An 18,114-nucleotide genomic window follows, 5' to 3' on the forward strand; every position below is an offset into this window, starting at 1 on the left:
TAATTGTCAAACAGTTGTCGGGGGTGAGGAGGGAAGAGCACATGCCGGACGAGTGGCTGCCGCAGCCCGCAACCGAGGACATCCAGCTGGTGAGGGTGCTGCACGCGCTCGGCGACCCGGTGCGCCTGCAGCTGCTGTCGGTGTACTTGAGGGGGCAGGAGTTCGCCTGCGACCTGAGCGGGCTCGGCCTCGACCACCTGCACAAGTCCACGGTGTCGCACCACATGAAGGTCCTGCGCGAGGCGGGGGTGACCTCGACGCGCGTCTCCGGCCGCAACCGCTTCGTGCAGCTGCGGCGGGGGGATCTCGACAAGCGGTTCCCCGGGCTGCTCGACGCCCTGCTCAGGGGGCTGGAAGGGGAGGCCCCGTAAGGCCTCCCGGGCACGGGTCCTCTGCGCGGAGGGGGGTTCCTCCACGCGGCGGAAGTCACCCCAACTGCCCCGGCAGCGGCTCCGCGTGAAGCACCGTCAGCCCCGACACCGCTCGCGTCAGCGCCACGTACAGCCGCCGCAGCCCCGTCCGCTCGTCCGGCTCGCCCGCGACGACCGCCGCCGGCTCGTCCAGGACCACGTAGTCGTACTCCAGGCCCTTCGCCAGCGAGGCCGGCACCAGCGTCAGGCGGGCCTCCGCCGTCGTCTCCTCGCCCGGGGCCAGGTACGGCAGGCCCGCCTCCGCCAGCAGCGCGCCCAGCACCCCGATCCGCGCGTCCGCCGCGATCAGGCCGATCGACCCCTCCCGCTCCAGCGACTCCCGGCACGCGGCCACGACTGCCGCGTCCAGCTCCCCGCCGGGCACCGCGCGCACCGCGAAGTCGCCCGCCGCCTCACGGACGGACGTCGCCTCGGCCAGGCCGGGGGCGATGGCGGGCAGCAGCCGCGACGCGTAGGCGATCACTTCGCGCGGCACACGGAAGCCCTGCGTGAGCTCCTCCACGGCGGCCTCCGGCTTGCCGAGGTGCGTGAGCGCCTCCTGCCAGCTGGCGGTCGCCCACGGCGTCGTGCCCTGCGCGATGTCGCCCAGGATCGTCGCGGAACCGGTCGTGCAGCGCCGGCCCACCGCGCGGTACTGCATGGGGGAGAGGTCCTGGGCCTCGTCCAGGACCACGTGGCCCAGCGACGGCGTCCGCGCCACCAGGTCCGCCGCCTCGTCGATCAGGACCGCGTCCGCCGCCGACCACTTCGCCGACTTCACGCCGCGCGCCGGCTTCGCCCACAGGATCTCCGCCTGCTCCTCCGCCGAGAGCACCCCGTCCGCGTGCTCCGCCAGGAACTCCGCGTCGGACAGCAGCCGCAGCACCAGCTTCACCGGATCGACCGCGGGCCACACCGCCTTGACGGCCGCCTTCACGGCGGCGTTGCGCGCGACCGCGTCCTGCACCCGGTCGTCCGGCGCCTCGCCCGCCTGCTCCATGCGGACGAGCACGGCGTGCGCGATCCGCTGCGGCAGGGCCTCACGGGCGGCGCCGTAGCGGATGTCGCGGCCCAGCAGCTCGCGGACGATCTCCTCGATCTCGTACGCGGGCACCCGCCACCGCCGCGAGCCGCGCACGACGACCACGGACTCCTCCGGCATCCTCACCCCGGAGCGCACCGCGCGCCGCAGCACCTCCGCCATGCGGGCGTCGCCCTTGATGCGGGCCGCCTCCGCGCGGTCCGCGCCGCGCACCTCCACGTGCGCGACGAGGTCGTCGACCGTCGCCTGCGCCACGTTCAACTCGCCGAGCGCGGGCAGGACTTGCTCGATGTAGTGCAGGAACGACCGGTTCGGGCCGATGACCAGCGTGCCCGTGCGGGCGAGGCGCTCGCGGTGCGCGTAGAGCAGATAGGCCACGCGGTGCAGGCCGACCGCCGTCTTCCCTGTGCCCGGAGCCCCCTGCACGCACACCGTGCCGCCGATCCCCGCACGGACGATCTCGTCCTGCTCCGGCTGGATGGTGGCCACGATGTCCCGCATGGGGCCCACGCGCGGCCGCTCGATCTCCGCCTGCAGGAGCTTGCTGGCCTGGTCGGCCGCGGACGTGTCGGTGAGGTCCTCGTCCTCGTACGCGGTGAGTTCGCCGCCCGTGTAGCCGAAGCGGCGGCGCATCCGCACGTCCATCGGCTCCTTCTTGGAGGCCCGGTAGAACGGCTGCGAGACGGGCGCGCGCCAGTCGATCACCATCGGGTCGCCGTCCGCGTCGTGCACGTGCCGGCGGCCGATGTAGAACTGCTCGCCCTCGGCCCCCTCGGCCTGCTCCGCGCCCGGCGCGTGCGTGTAGTCCAGGCGCCCGAAGAACAGCGGGGTGTGCGCCAGGTCGGCCAGCGCCGTGATGCGGTCCTCGATCTGCCGCTCCAGGACGGCGGCGTTGACCCAGTTCGCGGTGACGTCCTTGATGTCCAGGGCCTCGACGTCCTCCCGCATCGCGCGCAGGGCGGCGCGGGACGAGGAGAGGTGCGTGCGCTCCCGCTCCAGGGGGTCGTTCGCGTGGGTGGTCACTTGCGGCGCGGGCACGGCAGAGCCTCCAGACGTACGGGGGACGATCGGGAGCCGCCGGTTTCCGTCCGGTCGGCGGCCGCGCTCCGTGCGGCGGCGGACGCTGCGGGAGGCGGGCGGGAAGGGGAGATTCTAGTCAGCGGGCCGGGGGCGCGCGAGCGATTTTCCCGCGCCCCGGGTCGCTCGCAGGTCGCCCGCGGGTCGCTCCAGGTCCCTCCCGGGAGCGTCCCCGAGGCCCTCCCCGGAGGCGTCCCCAGGGTCGTCCTCAGGGTCGGCCTCCACCTCCCGTAGGACGCCATGATCCTCGGGTCGTACGCGCGGGCCTGCCCTTTTACACCGGCAGGCCGATGTCCGGGGCGCCGCGGGCAACCATCATGGAGACATGAACACAGCAGCCGTGAACCCGGACCCCGCCACCGACGAATCCCCCTTCGCACACGCCCTCCGTGCGATCAAGGCCTTCGCCGGCGCGGCCGTCAGCGTCGTCGTCCTCGGCCAGTACGCGGACGACCGCAGGGCCTGACCCCGGCCCTACGCCTTCCGTACGGCCTACGCCTTCCGTACGGCTTACGCCTTCCCGTACGGCCTACGCCTTCCCGTACGGCTTACGCCTCCTCGCCCGCGAGCAGTGAGTCCGCGTCCACGATGCGGTACGCGTAACCCTGCTCGGCCAGGAACCGCTGCCTATGCGCCGCGAAGTCCTGGTCGACGGTGTCCCGGGCGACCACCGAGTAGAAGCGCGCCTCGTGCCCGTCCGCCTTCGGGCGCAGCACCCGGCCGAGCCGCTGCGCCTCCTCCTGCCGGGACCCGAACGTGCCCGACACCTGGATGGCGACCGTCGCCTCCGGAAGGTCGATGGAGAAGTTCGCGACCTTCGAGACCACGAGCACCGAGAGCTCGCCCTGCCGGAAGGCGTCGAAGAGCTTCTCGCGCTGGGCGTTGCTGGTCTCGCCCTTGATCACGGGCGCGTCGAGGTGCTCGCCGAGCTCGTCGAGCTGGTCGATGTACTGCCCGATGACCAGCGTCTGCTCGCCCTTGTGCCGGGCCACCAGCGCCTCCGTGACGCGCCGCTTCGTGGCGGTCGTCGCGCAGTAGCGGTACTTCTCCTCCGTCTCGGCCGTCGCGTAGGCGAGCCGCTCGGAGTCCGTGAGGTTGACGCGCACCTCCACGCAGTCGGCCGGCGCGATGTAGCCCTGCGCCTCGATCTCCTTCCACGGCGCGTCGAAGCGCTTCGGGCCGATGAGGGAGAAGACGTCGGACTCGCGCCCGTCCTCGCGCACGAGCGTCGCCGTCAGGCCGAGCCGCCGCCGCGCCTGCAGATCGGCCGTGAACTTGAAGACCGGCGCCGGCAGCAGGTGCACCTCGTCGTAGACGACCAGGCCCCAGTCACGGGAGTCGAACAGCTCCAGGTGCGGGTAGATGCCCTTCCGCTTGGTCGTGAGGACCTGGTACGTGGCGATCGTGACCGGCCGGATCTCCTTCTTCGTACCGCTGTACTCGCCGATCTCGTCCTCGGTCAGCGACGTGCGCTTCACCAGCTCGTGCTTCCACTGCCGCGCCGAGACCGTGTTCGTGACCAGGATCAGCGTGGTCGCCTTGGCCTTGGCCATCGCACCCGCGCCCACGAGCGTCTTGCCCGCGCCGCAGGGCAGCACGACCACGCCCGAACCGCCGTGCCAGAACCCCTCGACGGCCTGCTGCTGGTACGGGCGCAGCGCCCAGCCGTCCTCCGCCAGCTCGATCGGATGCGCCTCGCCGTCCACGTACCCGGCCAGGTCCTCCGCCGGCCAGCCCAGCTTCAGCAGCGTCTGCTTGATCTGCCCGCGCTCGGAGGGGTGCACGGCGACCGTGTCCGGGTCGATCCGGGCGCCCACCAGCGGCTGGATCTTCTTCGAGCGGAGGATCTCCTCCAGGACGGGGCGGTCCGTCGACTCCAGGACCAGCCCGTGTGTGGGGTGCTTGACCAGCCGCAGCCGCCCGTAGCGGTCCATCGTCTCCGCGATGTCCACGAGGAGGGAGTGCGGGACGGGGTAGCGCGAGTACGTGACGAGGGCGTCGACGACCTGCTCGGCGTCGTGCCCGGCCGCCCGGGCGTTCCACAGGCCCAGCGGGGTGACCCGGTAGGTGTGGATGTGCTCCGGCGCGCGCTCCAGCTCGGCGAAGGGGGCGATGGCGCGACGGCATGCGTCGGCCTGCTCGTGGTCCACCTCCAGGAGCAGCGTCTTGTCGCTCTGGACGATCAAGCAGGACACTCGTACCTCCACAACCGGGCCCGGCCGACCCATCGCGCCAAACTATTGAGTCTACTTGCTCGAACGTGGAGGCGGGTTGCTTCTGCGCGGGCCGGCTCAGGCGTGCTCGTCCGCCAGTTCCGCCACGCCCGTGATCCGGTGCAGGGGGTACGTGCGGACCTCGTCCGCCGTGTGGTCGTAGCCGGTCACGAAACCGCCCTCGACGCGCACCGGGGCGATGACGCGCTGACTCGCGGCGCCCTCCGCGTTCACGTACCCGATCCACACCGCGGCGCCCGTGAGCACCGCGGCCTGCATCGTGGCGAGGGTGTCCGCGGAGGTGGTGCGGGGCAGGCCGCCGTCGGCCGGGGCCGGGGCGGCGACCGGCTTGCGCTCGGCCGTGGACGCCAGGTCGCCCGCGCGGATCGCCCGCACCGCGGCGCCCAGCAGCGTCTCGCCGGGCACCGGCGGGCCCTCCGGGACGGGCGCCGGGGCGGTGCGCGGCGGAGTGCGGCGGGCGTCGGCGCGGGTGACGACGACGTCCCCCTCGGCGGACTCCGCCGCCGGGGCGTACCCCATGGCCCGCAGGCCCCCGAGGAGGTCGTCCGGCGCGGCCTGCGCCGCGAGCACCGTGGGAGCGAGGCGGCGCAGCCGCAGCGGCGCCGAGCGGCGGTCGGCGAGGATCTCCGCGAGCATCGCCTCGTCGTCGCAGCGCAGGTACGAGGAGGCGGCGCCGACGCGCAGCCGGCCGTGGCGGCGGGACACGTCGTCGATCAGGTAGGCCAGCGGCTGCGGCACGGGCGTACGGGAGTGCTCCGTGAGGAACGCCTTCAGGTCGGCCGCGGTCTGCCCCGCGTCCAGCGCGCGGCGCACCGACGCGGGCGTGAAGCGGTAGACCGTGGCGCCGCCCTTCGACTCGACGTCCGCGAGGACCCCGAGCGTCTGGGCGAGCGGCCGCTTCAGCGGGCCCGGGGCGACGGCCGTCAGGTCGGCCTGGAGCAGGATGTGGTCCAGCGGCTCCGGCAGCAGCGGGGCCAGCAGGGCGGCCGCCCGTACGGTGCAGGCACCCGCCTCGGCGTCGTTCAGCGGGAAGACGGGCTCCGTGCCCTCCGGCCCCAGCAGGGCGCGGCCCGGGGCGGACAGGGCGCCGCGGTTGGTCACGCCCAGCAGCTCGGCCTCCGCCAGCGCCCAGCGGGCCAGACGGGTGCGCAGGTCCTCCGTACCGGGCTCCGCGGGCGTCCGCGGGGGGCGCTCCCAGTGCATGCGGTCCAGCAGCGTGTCCACGGAGACCGAGGTGCCGGGCGGCAGCGTGGCCAGGAGCGCGAGCACGCGGTGGCGGACCTCCGGCGCGGGCGAGCGGTCCAGCTCCGCGCCGAGGACGTTGAGCGGGCGGCCCTTGGCGTCCCGGCTGCCCACCAGGCCCGGGGTGCGGGTGGCCGCCAGCCACGCCGTCGCCAGGCGCGCCCAGCGCTGCTCCGTGGGCAGGTGCAGCCAGTCGTCGGAGGCGGGCGTCGGGGCGTAGCGCTCGTCCACCTCGCCGTCCGAGGCCAGCAGCCCCGCCGCGTACGCCAGCTCGATCCAGAACGCGGCCCCCTCCTCGGTGGTGTCGAGGACCGCCGCGGCGCGCTTCAGGTCGCGCACGCTCAGACCGCCCGCGCGCAGCACGAGCGGGCCGTCCGACTCCCAGGCGGCGAGCAGCTCCTCCACCGTCCCCAGGGCCGTGAACGCCTGGCCGGCGGCCGTCGCGTCCACCGTGCGGGCCGAGTGCGCGACGGCGGGCGCCAGCTCGGGCGCCACCGGCTCGGGCGTACGGTGCGCCAGGCCGCCGCGCAGGTGCAGGGCCGCCTCCCGGGGCAGGACCACGTTCCCTGGCGAGGCCGGCAGCAGCAGGCCGCGGTCCAGCAGCCAGCGCAGGTGCGGGGCCGGATCGGCGGTGACCGTGCCGTAGGGCGGGCCCCACAGGAGCCTGCCCAGCACGGCCGTGGCCTCCGCCGGCGCCCCCGCCAGCAGCTCCGCCATCCGGGTGCGGTCCTCGAACAGGGCCGTCAGCGCGGCGACCGCCGACACCGGGTCGTGCGTGCCCGGCAGCCCCGCCGCCGCGATGATCTGCTGCAGCCGGCCCGGCGACATGCCCGCCGTCGCCTCCGCCACGGTCGGGCCCAGGCCGGTGGGGGAAGGGTGCGCCGGGCTCGGCGCCAGCAGCTCGCGGACGGTGCGCACCAGGCGCAGCCGGTCCTCGCCGCCCCAGACCAGGGCCTGCTCCCGCAGGGTGGCCAGGGCGCGGGGCAGGGCCTCGGCGACGCGCGGGTCGCCGGGGGCGTCCCCCGTCATCAGGGCAGAGAGGGTGCCGTACGGGCACGGGTCCGGGGCCACGGCGAGGGCCTCGGCCGCCTGCAGGGCGAAGCGGTCCAGGCGCTCCAGGGCGCGCAGGACGGAGGCGCGCGTGCCCGCGCGGGTCGCCAGCTGGGTCAGGTCGCCCGGCACGGGGTTGAGGAGATCGGGCCGGGCCCGCAGCAGCCCCGCGAGCGCCTCGTCGGGCCGCGCCCGCAACTCCTCGGCCAGCGTCCGCGGCCCGCCGCGCGCGGCCCCGCCGCTACTGCCTGTCTCCCGCGGTGTGGTCATTCTGTTTACGGTACCGGGTCGACCGCCGCAGGCCAGGGGGTTGCGGGGGGCCGCGGGGGCGCTCCCGGTGCGTGGGGGTGCCGGTGCCGGGGGCTCCGGGGTGGGGGTCCGGGGCCGTATATTTACGGGCCCGGTGCCCCTGATGTCGTGCGTGTCCGGAGATTGGGCCCACAAATACACGTCAGCGCCCCGGACCCCCACCCCTGCGCCCCCGTCCCCTCCCGCCGGTGACACAGCTCAGGCCCGCCTGTGTGCTGCTCTCGCCTGCCCGCTGTGGCCGGCAAGGGGGCTTTGGCGTGTGGCCTCCACGCGAATAATCGAGAATCACGCCGGACAGAACCTCTTGGGCGGTCCCATCTGGCGGACTTCGCTCCTAGGGAGGCTGACAGGGTGGCCGTGATGATCGACTTCGACGAGTTCGGACGGATGTTCCGGACGTTCGAGCACACCGCCTGGCGCCTGGAGACCCGTCGCCGCTACCAGTCGGACGAGGAAACGGACACATACCGCCGCTTCGCTCGGGGTGAGGACGCCGGATGGGACCTGAACGACCCGTGGTGTGTCTCCCGGCGTGAACAGTCGGCCCTGGGCAAGCGGTTCGAGCGCGTCCGCGTGGTGGACGACCCGGCGACTCCGGGCCAGCAGTACCTTCTCGACAACGCCCGCCGGAACAGTGCCGTGGGCGAAGACATCCGGAACCTGTGGAGGGGCGACGCGGAGCGGCTGAAACTTCCGGAGGAAGACTTCTGGCTCTTCGATTCGCGCGTCATCGCGCGGCTTCATTTCGACGACGCCGACCGGATGACCGGCATTGAACTCGTCACGGACCCCGTGGAGGTCGCGCGCGCCTGCCAGGTCCGCGACGCGGCATGGCACCACGCCGTTCCCTACGACAAGTTCAAGGATCAGGTGCCTTCTACCGAGTGACCACAGAACTGCCTGTCTCCCGCGGTGTGGTCATTCTGTTTGCGGTACCGGGTCGAGCGCCGCAGGCCAGGGGGTTGCGGGGGCGTGGGGGTGCCGGTGCCGGGGGCTCCGGGGTGGGGGTCCGGGGCCGTATATTTACGGGCCCGGTGCCCCTGATGTCGTGCGTGTCCGGAGATTGGGCCCACAAATACACGTCAGCGCCCCGGACCCCCACCCCTGCGCCCCCGTCCCCTCCCGCCGTCCTTCCCGCTGACGCCGGTGGTCTGGCCAGGCGCGGTCCCACTGTGGGGAGCTATGCGGTGGCAGGGCGGTGCAGCTTGATGACTCCGGTCAGCAACACATCGTGGTTGGAGAACAGACCGGGTAGCTCATAGCGCCTGCTGATCGTGGCGGTCCACGTGCCGGGCGGTTCGTACGAGCCGGTCATGCGGACGCGGAAGGCCTGGGTGATGATCCACCGAGCGTGGTCATCGGATAGATCCTTGGCACGGCAGAATTCCCGCGCCATCCTCCACAGGGCCTCTCCGGTCCCCTGCGGGTCGGTGACTCCAATCACAGCGATGTCTCCCAACCCGCGGCTGTCGGAGGACCGGTTGGTGTAGGCGATGGTGTGGCCTTTGAGCGGGAATACGGTGACGCGGCTCGTGCCGGACAGTTCGACGGTGATCCTCTTGCCGGACATGGACGCGGTCCGTTCCGTCGTCTGGGAGCGGAGGTGTGGGTCTGGGGCTAGTTGCCGCCGCAACCACCACCGTCACCGCAGCAAGCAGGAGGGTTGCACTCGGCTGCCGCGCCCCACAGCTCGTGGTCCACGGTGAATCCGGCTGCCTCGATCGCGGCGACGGTGCGCTTGGCGGCGAGGGCGTCACGTGGGCGGAGAGGACCTTTGAACGGGTTGTGGTGCAGGAATCGGCCGAACTGTTCCTGGCACCAGTCGGCGTACTCGCGGGTATGGAGCATGAAGGTGTGCCAGCCCGGATCGACATCGGCCGAAGGCGAGAGGGGCGAGTCCTGACGGTGGCCGCTCATCCAGAGGAAGGCGAGGGCCTGGTCCATGATGCGTTCGGCCACGGGCCGGGGCCTCTTCTCGTGCACCACGAGGAAGGCCACCAGGCGGCCGAACAGCTCGTCATCGACGAGTGAGCGGCCGGATCGTGCGACGGTCGGAGCAGCGATGGTGATCAATACGGGATCGGCAGCGTGTTCATGCGAGAGTCCCAGCTGCTCGGCAGGCATCGTGCTTGTTGCACTCATGGCATCTCCTCGATCTCGCGACGTCCGGGATTGTGACGAACGTAGGGCGTTGGCCATCCAACCCCCAAGGAGATTGCGCGAGTTTGCAGCAACCCGGTTGACCAGTCCAGATACCTGACCCACCATCGACTTGTCGCGCAAAGCCACGCAAGGCAGAGGGCAGGAGACCAGCCATGAAGCTGCGGTTCCTCGGCAAGAACTCCACGCCTGGAGACAGTCCCACTCTGTACGCCAGCGACCGGGACAGCTACGTCGTCCAGGGCTGGAGGGTCTACGCAAATGACCTACTGATGAGGCTCGATGTACCCGACGGCCACACCGTCGTTGAGGTGCCGATCGAACTGTTCGAGCACCTGTCCAAGGACGGCCTGCCGTCTGGGCAGGTGAAGAACTTCTCGGCGCCGATCATGCTTGTCACCGCTCAAGGGACATGCATCGTTCAAGGGCCGGAGATGCATGACCCTGAGGCTCTGAGCCAGATGCGCATGCCCGGCTACGAGACCTGCATCGAGGTCCCCAAGCCCTCGATCGTGGCCCTACTGGAGGAGAGCGGTGAACCTGATCACCCCCGCACAGCGTGACGAGCTGTTCCGCAGCCTGGAGCGGGACGCGTTTCATCTGGAACTGAAGGACCACTACGGGTCGCCTGTCGAGGACACTCCCTACGCCCGTTGGCAGAAAGGCGAACCCGACGACTACGCCTGGCTGGAACCGTGGACAACCCTCATGAAGGGTGTGACCGGGGCCGGCAGGAGGGTCCGGCGAGTGCGGGTCGTCACGGAGCCGCACTCTCGGTACGTCGGGTGGGAGCACTCGCTGACCCGGTTGAACCTGGAGATGGGCGAAGACATCCGGTGGCTGCCGAGGAGTCGGCTGCCGGAGGGCATCACGTTCCCCGTGGACGGCAATGATTGGTGGCTGTTCGACGACCGTCTCCTTGCCGTGGGCCACTTCGACGAGAGTGGGAGGGTTCTCGGCTCGGAGCTGATCGAAGACGCCGAGACCGTGGCTGAGTGCATCCGGGTGCGGGACCTTCTCTGGTCCGTCGCGGTCCCGCACCGTGAGTACAAGCCCTGAACCATCGGTGAGCACTGAAGCACAGGCGCAGCGAGAGGCCCTGGGCGCCCGTCTACGAGGGCTCCGCAAGGATGCGGGGTTCAAGAGTGGCCGGGCGTTCGCCGCCGCGACGGGGTGGCAGGAGTCCAAGGTCTCTCGGATCGAGAACGGTCGGCAGAACGCCAGCGAAGACGACATCCGCACGTGGTGCGAGAAGACCGATGCCGAGGACCAGATCGCTGACCTTATCGCCACGGTCCGCCACATCGACGAACTATGGCTTGAGTGGCGCCGTCAGCTCGCCTCAGGAGCCGCGCTGCGACAGCAGAAGGCCATCCCGGTCTACTCCAAGACCAAGGTGTTCCGTATCTGGCACCCCACGCTGATCTGGGGAGGGCTCCAGACAGCGGATTACGCCGCGGAGACCTTCAAACAGGTGATCAACTACTACGGGATTCCGGACGATATGGCGGCCGCCGTGGCGAAGCGGCTGGAACGGCAGAAGTACCTGCATCAGGGTGACCGAATCTTCAACGTGCTGCTTGCCGAGCAGGCTCTCTACAGCAACTTCGGCGGTCCGGACGTGATGCTCGGCCAGTTGGACCGCCTTCTTGCGATCATCGGTCTGCCGCGGCTGAGTCTCGGCGTCATCCCCCGCTCTGCGCCGCTGCACATCTGGCCCGGCAACTCATTCTCGATGTTCGACGACAGGCTGGTGCTGGTCGAGACGTACTCGGCCGAGTTTTCGGTGACCCAGCCGAGGGAGATTGCTCTCTATGCCAAGGCCTTCATGCTCCTTAAAGCCTCAGCCGTCTACGGCGACAGAGCTCGAGCTCTCATCATGCAAGCGATGCAGCATTACGTCGGGCGATAGGGGGCGAGGGGGTGCCGAGGTCCACGCCGCTGGCTACACGTGGAGCGCCCGTTCAGCACCGGCCCGTGGCCAGCAGGTGTGAGCTGGCGGCCAGGAGGTCCGGGTACGGTTCCGCGGCTCGGGCGGCGGCGAGGGCGGCTCGGAAGAGTGGCGAGTTGAGGGGCAGCGGTTGTTTTGTGTGCTGCTCGGCGGCCTTGAGCAGCGACCACGTGGGCCCTTCGATCGCGTAGACGCGCACGTCACGCAGGCCGGCGGCCCGCATTTCTTCCGCCAGTTCCGGCGCGGTGTGGAAATAGGCCGCCGTGAATCCCTTTCTGCCCGGCTCGTGCACGCCCGTGGCGAGGATGTCGGTCACGGCATCGCGCACGCTTTCGCGGTCCAGCCACGTGGTGGCGGTGTGCTCGAAGAGGGATGCGTACCGGTTGATGGCCGCGGCGGCCACCAAGCCGTCGGATGCGGTGACGCGACGTGCCTCGGCTAGCGCTTGGTCGCGGTCGGCGCGGTCGAGCAGGTGGTAAAGCGGGCCGAGGAGGAGCGTGGTGTCGTAGGAGCCGTCGTCGGCGGTGAGGTGACGCGCGTCGCCGAGTTCGGCCGTGCATCCGGTTTCGGCGGCCTGCGTCACGTGCCTGGCTACCGGGTCCACGAGGTGGACCCGGTAGCCGTCCGCGGCGAGCCACCGCGCGTGGGCTCCCGGGCCGCCGCCCACGTCGAGAATCGCGGCGGGGGCGGGAGGGAGGTGGCGCCGGAGCAGCTCTTGGGTGCGGGCCATCTCCAGCATGCCGTCCGCTGTTGCCGTCAGCCGGGTGGCCTCGTCGAAGGTGTCGGTGTAGAAGTCGAGGATCTCCGGGTCCACTTGGGGGCTCGTCATGACGGGGATGCTCTACCGTGACCGGTCGACATGTCCAGCGGTCACAATCGACCGGACCGGACCTCGTGGAGGAACGAGGTCCAGGCCGACGGGTGTACGTGGAGTGACGGGATGCTTGTGTCCTTGGAGTCGCGGATGCCGATCCGGGCAGGGGAGTTCTGGGTTAGGCCGGCGACCTCGACGCAGTTTCCTCCCGCATTGCTGTAGGAGGATTTCCTCCAGGGAGCGGACTTGATGGCGGGTATCTCAGGCATCGATGAGTTCTCTCGTTAGTTGCTGCAGGAAGCCTGCGGTCTTGTCAGGGGCCATCGCGGCGGCACGAAGGGAGTCGAACTTTCGGGAGAATCGCCCGACCTCTCGTGGCTTGTCCGACATGGATACGGTTCCCCAGGGCGTGTCGATCTGGACTGTTGACGGCAATGCCCCGCCGAGGTCGACGATGGTGAAGTCGCTGGCGTACCGATAGCCGGTCTCATGCGTGCGCAGGATCTGAACCGTCACGTTGTCCAGTTCCGACAGCGCGGCGATCTCTGCGAGCTGCTCGCGCATGACATTGGCGCTACCGACGATGTGGTGCAACGCGGCTTCCCCCAGGATCGCCCAGAGCTGTACGGGATCCTCTGTTCGGGTCAGAAGCTCCTTGCGCATCATGCGCAGGCGAACGCTCTGGTCGATGAACTCGCTCGTGTACTCGTCGTGCATCTTCTCCATCTCGTAGACCCCGGTCGCGTACCTCTTCGTCTGGAGCAGGCCCAGGACGAGGGTCGGGTGCCACGCCTTGATGGTGTGTGCCAGGGACTCGACCCCCACGAACGTGCGTGTCGAGGGGTGCACCATGGTGGCGAAGGACGTCCACTCCTGGCTTCCGGATTCGCGGTGCAACTGGACGAGCCCGGCAACGAGGTCCTCGTCCGCTACGCCGTACCGCTTCAGGAGCGCACGCAACTGGCCTGCTTGCTTCAGAGGGATGTTCCCGGTCTCGACGCGCTGAAGCTTCGCCTCGCTGAACCCCAGTCCTTTCACTGCTTGTTCGAGGGTTAACCCGGCCTCGTTGCGCATGCGGCGCAGCTCGATTCCCAGTTCGATCCGTCGGGCTGTTGGTCCGATCCGAGCTCCCACGCTCATCGCCTTCCGTGGCCGCTTGCCTAATGACTGAGTCTGGCACCGTGCGTTCACGCTGCGTACCCCGCCGTCCTTGTCGTGAGTGCACCTGATGCCGCGGCGCTGCCTTCAAGTGCCGCCAGGTGTCGCGGTGTTGCCGTCGCGGCATGTGCCATTTCGGAGGCTAGCGTGGCCTTGATGAGTTTTCGCTTGAATCGCAACTTCACCACCCGGCAGGGTGGTTCCCGTACCGAGTCGCAGGTCGGGGCGATGCCCCCGTACCGCTCGAAGGAGCCGCCATGCCTCCGTTCCCCCACACCGCCCGGACCGGCGGAGGGGTCACGCTCACCCCTTCTGAGCCGTCCCCCGTCTCGATCGGGCAGGCGCTCCGCGAGGCCACCGCCATGGAGACGTGGTTGCCCGCCCCGTCGCGGCTGGGCGAGGTCACCGAGCGGCTCCTCGGCTACATCCGGGAGACCGGCCCGGCCGTGGAGGCGGCCGCGAGCCGTCGGCCTGCGGAGTGTCCGGTCCGCCGGTCCGCGTTCGCCGCGGTGGAGGAAGCCCGCCACCGGTCCGGGGTCGGGCCCGGCAACGGGTATGCGTCCGCGATCACCTTTGCGCGCGGCCTGGGCAAGGCCGCGGGGGACCTGATGCATCAGCAGCGGCGGCTGCAGCGGGAAGGCGAGCGGTGAAGCGGGCGGCTGTGCGCCTGTGGGTGTGGTGGTGCCTGCACGGGCAGTTCTCCCGCCCGGTACGAGCTTTGTGGCCGAGCCGTCGGCGGGCCTGGGCCGCCACTGACGGGGCCCTGCGCGGCACGGTGGTGGCCGTCCCCCACACGGGTGGCCCGCCCGCGCTCAAGCAGCTGTCGCGCTGCACCTGTGGGGCCTTTGCCGACGGGGAACGGCGGGCGTAGGCCGGTCGTTCATGTCTCGCACGGTCCAGGCAGTCACGCCCGTTGCGGACTTTGGAGACGCCCGATGCCCAAGTGGTTGGTCATGGAGGAGACGGTCATCGCCGAGGGGGCGGCTCCGCATCAGCGGGTCCTTCGCTCCCTGAGCGGGAACAAGTCCCGGGATCAGGCGCTGGAGGAGTTGCGCAAGGTGGCCAAGCGCCACCGGCCCGACTGCCTCAAGAAGACGCAGTGCATCGTGGGGCAGGACAGTGACGGGTCCTTCTGGATTCTGCCGAAGAACGGCAAAGGGCATGCCCGGTGCAACCTGCGGCTCATTGAGCAGACACACCCCTAAGGAGGGGGCGTAAGGGGGGCGGTCCTGACGGGCCGCCCCCACCCCTTCCGCTCAGTCGAACCAGCGTGCCCGGGCCAGTTCCCCCGTGCGGTCCGGGTCCTCCAGGAGGGCCGCCGCTTCGAAGCGGCGGGACCAGGAGCCCGCGGCCCAGGCCAGGCCCGCGGCCAGGCCCTCCAGGGTGGCCGCGTGGAGGACGCCGTCCTCGGGGTCGAGGCGCCAGTCCAGTTCCACGCCGCCGACGACCAGTTCCTCGTGTTCGACGTACGTGGAGGGCGCGCCCGGGAGCAGCACGCGGACGCCTTCGGGGACCTCGCGGAGCTCTCCGTCGCCCGCGGGGACGGTCACCGGGAAGACCTCGCTCAGGCGTCGTACCTGCAGCAGTTCGGAGAGGGCGGCGGCCCGGTCGGGGCGTACGGGCAGGAGCGGGTGGCCCTCGGCGAAGGGCATCAGGTCGGGGGCGTCGGCGACCAGGGCGTCCGTCGCGTCCCCTACCTGCACGTCGCCGTCGACCACGGCCCGGACGTCGTCGGGCACCGTGACGTCGTCCGGGTCCAGGTCCGCCAGTGCGCTGTAGAGGCCGTGCAGCTGGGCCGGGGCCACCGGGAGGTCCTCGTCGGCCAGGCGGGAGAGGAGTTCCGCCGCGCCGCCCGGCTCGTCGAGCAGTGCGGCCGCGGACGTGCGGACGCCCAGGGCGCGCAGCACCTGCTCGTCGGCGAGGTCGCCCGCGTCCGCCGGCTCGTACAGGCCGTGCAGGAGCGGGTCGCCGCCCGCGACGCGCAGGCCGGCGGGGCGGCGGCCGTCGAGGACGGGGTGGCCGCGCAGCCACCAGGCGGTGTACGGGCGGACGGACTCCGTCGTGCCGTCGGGCAGCAGGATGCGCACGGGCGTGGTGAGGGCGTCGCGCAGCGGCGGCTCGGCGAGCAGGGCCAGGGCTTCGGGCCAGGCGTCGTCGGCGACGAGGTCGAGGTCGCGGACGGCCACGATCTCCGTCGCGACGGGCGGCACGGGCGTGTCGGGCAGCCGGTCGAGGACGTCCTCGCACCACACGTCGACCGCGTCGAGCAGTCCGGCGTCGTCGGGCTCTGCGAAGTCGCCGTCGCGCGGTTCGAGCTCGTCGGGGTCGAGGACGACGTCCGTGGCGCGCACGAGCGCGAAGCCGGCCATGACGCCGACGGCGGTCAGCGGCTGCTCGCCCCACCGCTCGGCGAGGGCGGCGTCGCACGCGGCGAGCTCACCGGGCCGGATCACGCGTTCGAAGGCGCTGCCGGGCAGGACGAGTTCGCCCGCGGGGGCGAGCTCGCCGTCCTCGTCGGGCAGGGCGAGGGCGCCGAGCCAGGGCTCGTCGCCGGGCGCGAGGTCGGCGTCGCGCACGAGGCCGAGGACGAGCTCGGCGAGGGCGTCCGCGTCGAGCGCGTCCTCGTCCCACACCTCGTCGGCGTCCAGGGAGGCGGCCACCGCGGCCCGCACCTGCGGGGTGGTCAGGACGGCCCGGGGCGAGGACGGGGTGGCGCCGAGCTTCTCCAGGAGCGGGTGCGCGGCGTCGGGGTGGGCGACCTTCAGCCCCAGGCGGGAGAGCCGCTCCGAGTCCGTGCCGTCCGGCGGCGGGAGCAGCACCTGCCGCGGGCCGACGGCCGTCCGGCCGTCCGCGAGCGGCACGGGCAGGCCGGTGAGCCGGTCCGGGTCGATGCCGGCGAGGCTGTCGTAGAGCCGCTGCCACCAGGACGGGGCGCGCTCGACGCCGGCGAGCCGGTCGACGACCTCGCCGAGCGGGGCGCGCGCGACGCCGAGGGCGCGCAGCTCGGGGCGGCGCTCCAGGCCGGCGGGCAGCAGGTTCGGGAAGAGCTCGCCGAGGACGGCGACGGTCTCGGCGCCCGCGCCCTCGACGACCTCGGCGTCGAGGGGCCGCAGCGCGTACGCCTCGCCGCCGGGGCCGCTCCGCGCGAACGGATCGTCCCAGGTGTCGGCGGCCGGCGGGGCGGCCGGGGCGGCGGCCGGCTCCGGCGTCTGCCGGGCCGCGTCCGGGCCCTCGGTCCACGGGATCCCCTCCACGCCGCCGCCCCGCGGCGCGGCCGGCTCCTGGGCGGGGCCCCCGGCCGCGCTCGGCAGGAACGCGACGCCCGGCAGCCGGTCCAGGACCTGCCGGCGCAGCTCCGCGTCCAGCGCGCCCTGCGCCAGCGGGGACGGCACGAGGTCGAGCGTGCCCGGGCCGACCGGGTGCCAGTCGCGCAGCAGCTGCGCGTACGCCTCGGCCGCGCGCTCGGTCAGGAAGTCCGTGAGGGCGCCCGGCGCGGCGTGGCGGCGCGTGGGCTCCAGCGGGAACGTGGCGACGAGCAGCGCCGGGACGCCCAGCGGCTCGTCCGTCGGCGTCGGCGCGTGCACGACGGGCGCGGTGCCGGGGCGTACGGGCGCGCCGTCCTCGCCCACCGGAACGGCCCACATGACCGACCAGTGCGGGCGCAGGCGCTCCTCCACGGGCCGGTCGGCGAGCAGCGCGGAGTCCAGCGCCCCGGCCGCCCGCTCGACGCGCCACCGGGCCGTGGTGCCGCGCGCGGAGTCCTCCACGAGGACGTACGGGCCCTCCTGGCGGCGCGTCAGGGTCCGTACGACCCCGTCCGTCTCGACGACGACCTCGGACAGGCCGGGCAGCGTCAGCAGCAGCGCGTCGTCGACGCCGGCCAGCAGACGGGCGGTCAGGTCCTCGGCGGCGCCGTCGCGCAGGGGCAGCACGACCACCGTGTCGTAGCCGGCCGGGGCGGAGCCCTCGGCGGGCAGCGGGAGCCTCAGCAGCGGCACGTGGCCCTCGCGGCGGCGGATCTCCTCCTCCAGGGCGGGGGCCGCGACGGCCTCGCGCGCCGCCAGCGCTCTCGCCTCGGCCAGCGACCAGCGGACGCCGCCGGAGCGGCCGACGACGGCCGGCTCGTCACTGACGGCCAGCACCGCGGAGAAGCCGACGCCGAACCGGCCGACGCTGCCGTGGCCGCCGCCCGGGGCGGCGCCCTTCTCCTCGTCGCGCTTGGCGGAGGCGCGCAGGGTGGCCAGGGACTCGACGCCCGCCGCGTCCAGGGGCGCCCCGGTGTTCGCCGCGGCCAGCACGGCCGGGCGGCTGCCGGAGGCCGCGTGCAGGGTCAGCCGCAGGCGGCCGGGGACCCCGGCTCGGGCCGCGGCGTCGGCGGCGTTCTGGGCGAGCTCCACGACGAGGCGGTCGCGGTAGCCGCCGAGGGCGAGGTCCTCCTCGGCGTTGGCGTCCTCCCGGAAGCGGGCCGGCGACGCCGCCCAGGCGTCCAGCACGCCGCGCCGCAGGCGGGCGGTCCCGAACGGATCCGCGCCTTCGGCCGCGCCTCGCACCATTGCCGTGCCGCTCACGTGTCGTCTCCTGCCGCCGGTGGGTGTTCCTACGGCAGAACGTACCGCGCGGGGGTGACAGGCCGGTGGCGCCCTACCCGTGGGCCCGGCCGCACCGCG

At 72.2% G+C, this 18,114-nt stretch carries 17 protein-coding genes; 8 read left to right on the forward strand and 9 right to left on the reverse strand.

Annotated features, from left to right (window positions below; translation table 11 throughout):
* Positions 1-41: 41 nt before the first annotated feature.
* Entirely contained in the window at positions 42-371 is a 330-nt protein-coding gene (locus tag NQU55_RS04970; RefSeq protein WP_168091639.1) for an ArsR/SmtB family transcription factor, read from the forward strand.
* Positions 372-426: 55 nt separating this feature from the next.
* Here NQU55_RS04970 and NQU55_RS04975 read toward each other — a convergent pair whose 3' ends face one another.
* Entirely contained in the window at positions 427-2,490 is a 2,064-nt protein-coding gene (locus NQU55_RS04975) for a HelD family protein (protein WP_256789875.1), read from the reverse strand.
* A gap of 364 nt (positions 2,491-2,854) precedes the next feature.
* Here NQU55_RS04975 and NQU55_RS04980 point away from each other — a divergent pair, with 364 nt between their 5' ends.
* A complete protein-coding gene (locus NQU55_RS04980) occupies positions 2,855-2,995 on the forward strand; it encodes a hypothetical protein (RefSeq protein ID WP_168096290.1) in 141 nt (46 codons plus the stop codon).
* An 82-nt stretch (positions 2,996-3,077) separates the two neighbouring features.
* Here the strand turns inward: NQU55_RS04980 and NQU55_RS04985 are convergent, their stop codons facing one another.
* Positions 3,078-4,724, reverse strand: coding sequence for a DNA repair helicase XPB (locus NQU55_RS04985; protein WP_256789877.1), 1,647 nt, complete (start codon positions 4,722-4,724; stop codon positions 3,078-3,080).
* Between the two features lie 96 nt (positions 4,725-4,820).
* Complete coding sequence (locus NQU55_RS04990) at positions 4,821-7,325, reverse strand: helicase-associated domain-containing protein (RefSeq protein ID WP_256789879.1); 2,505 nt, start codon at positions 7,323-7,325, stop codon at positions 4,821-4,823.
* 399 nt (positions 7,326-7,724) lie between these two features.
* Here NQU55_RS04990 and NQU55_RS04995 point away from each other — a divergent pair, with 399 nt between their 5' ends.
* The gene (locus NQU55_RS04995; RefSeq protein WP_168097144.1) at positions 7,725-8,252 is read left to right on the forward strand and encodes a DUF6879 family protein; all 528 of its coding nucleotides are present in this window, start codon (positions 7,725-7,727) and stop codon (positions 8,250-8,252) included.
* Between the two features lie 292 nt (positions 8,253-8,544).
* Here NQU55_RS04995 and NQU55_RS05000 read toward each other — a convergent pair whose 3' ends face one another.
* Together NQU55_RS05000 and NQU55_RS05005 are read right to left on the reverse strand one after the other, a co-directional pair.
* Complete coding sequence (locus NQU55_RS05000; RefSeq protein WP_168095239.1) at positions 8,545-8,934, reverse strand: hypothetical protein; 390 nt, start codon at positions 8,932-8,934, stop codon at positions 8,545-8,547.
* A 47-nt stretch (positions 8,935-8,981) separates the two neighbouring features.
* Positions 8,982-9,506: a glycine-rich domain-containing protein gene (locus NQU55_RS05005; RefSeq protein WP_240976814.1), complete on the reverse strand. Its 525-nt coding sequence runs from the start codon at positions 9,504-9,506 to the stop codon at positions 8,982-8,984.
* A gap of 173 nt (positions 9,507-9,679) precedes the next feature.
* Between NQU55_RS05005 and NQU55_RS05010 the strand changes: the two genes are divergently transcribed.
* From NQU55_RS05010 to NQU55_RS05020, 3 genes are read left to right on the forward strand one after another with little or no spacing between them, the layout of a single operon-like run.
* Positions 9,680-10,087 (forward strand): hypothetical protein, encoded by a 408-nt coding sequence (locus NQU55_RS05010; RefSeq protein ID WP_168095238.1) that lies wholly within the window; start codon positions 9,680-9,682, stop codon positions 10,085-10,087.
* Positions 10,059-10,583: a DUF6879 family protein gene (locus NQU55_RS05015; protein ID WP_168095237.1), complete on the forward strand. Its 525-nt coding sequence runs from the start codon at positions 10,059-10,061 to the stop codon at positions 10,581-10,583. The genes NQU55_RS05010 and NQU55_RS05015 overlap by 29 nt, the downstream gene beginning before the upstream one ends.
* 7 nt (positions 10,584-10,590) lie before the next feature.
* On the forward strand, positions 10,591-11,436 hold the full coding sequence (locus NQU55_RS05020) for a helix-turn-helix domain-containing protein (protein ID WP_168095236.1): 846 nt from the start codon (positions 10,591-10,593) through the stop codon (positions 11,434-11,436).
* A 52-nt stretch (positions 11,437-11,488) separates the two neighbouring features.
* Here the strand turns inward: NQU55_RS05020 and NQU55_RS05025 are convergent, their stop codons facing one another.
* The 3 genes from NQU55_RS05025 to NQU55_RS05035 are packed head-to-tail and all read right to left on the reverse strand — an operon-like array spanning position 11,489 to position 13,429.
* Positions 11,489-12,304, reverse strand: coding sequence for a class I SAM-dependent methyltransferase (locus tag NQU55_RS05025; protein ID WP_168095235.1), 816 nt, complete (start codon positions 12,302-12,304; stop codon positions 11,489-11,491).
* A gap of 41 nt (positions 12,305-12,345) precedes the next feature.
* A complete protein-coding gene (locus NQU55_RS05030; RefSeq protein ID WP_168095234.1) occupies positions 12,346-12,558 on the reverse strand; it encodes a DUF397 domain-containing protein in 213 nt (70 codons plus the stop codon).
* Positions 12,551-13,429 (reverse strand): helix-turn-helix domain-containing protein, encoded by an 879-nt coding sequence (locus tag NQU55_RS05035; protein ID WP_168095233.1) that lies wholly within the window; start codon positions 13,427-13,429, stop codon positions 12,551-12,553. The genes NQU55_RS05030 and NQU55_RS05035 overlap by 8 nt, the downstream gene beginning before the upstream one ends.
* 275 nt (positions 13,430-13,704) lie before the next feature.
* On the opposite strand from NQU55_RS05035, the gene NQU55_RS05040 reads away from it, so the two are divergent.
* Both NQU55_RS05040 and NQU55_RS05045 read left to right on the forward strand, forming a co-directional pair.
* The gene (locus NQU55_RS05040; RefSeq protein WP_168095232.1) at positions 13,705-14,097 is read left to right on the forward strand and encodes a DUF6415 family natural product biosynthesis protein; all 393 of its coding nucleotides are present in this window, start codon (positions 13,705-13,707) and stop codon (positions 14,095-14,097) included.
* Positions 14,098-14,382: 285 nt separating this feature from the next.
* Entirely contained in the window at positions 14,383-14,652 is a 270-nt protein-coding gene (locus tag NQU55_RS05045; RefSeq protein WP_168095231.1) for a hypothetical protein, read from the forward strand.
* 51 nt (positions 14,653-14,703) lie between these two features.
* On the opposite strand, the gene NQU55_RS05050 is transcribed toward NQU55_RS05045, so the two are convergent.
* Positions 14,704-18,000 carry a sacsin N-terminal ATP-binding-like domain-containing protein gene (locus NQU55_RS05050; RefSeq protein WP_256789967.1) on the reverse strand — a complete coding sequence of 1,099 codons (3,297 nt, stop codon included), beginning with the start codon at positions 17,998-18,000 and terminating at the stop codon, positions 14,704-14,706.
* Between the last annotated feature and the right edge of the window lie 114 nt (positions 18,001-18,114).

The sequence above is a fragment of the Streptomyces telluris genome, from assembly GCF_024519335.1.
Classification (GTDB): Bacteria; Actinomycetota; Actinomycetes; order Streptomycetales; family Streptomycetaceae; genus Streptomyces; species Streptomyces telluris.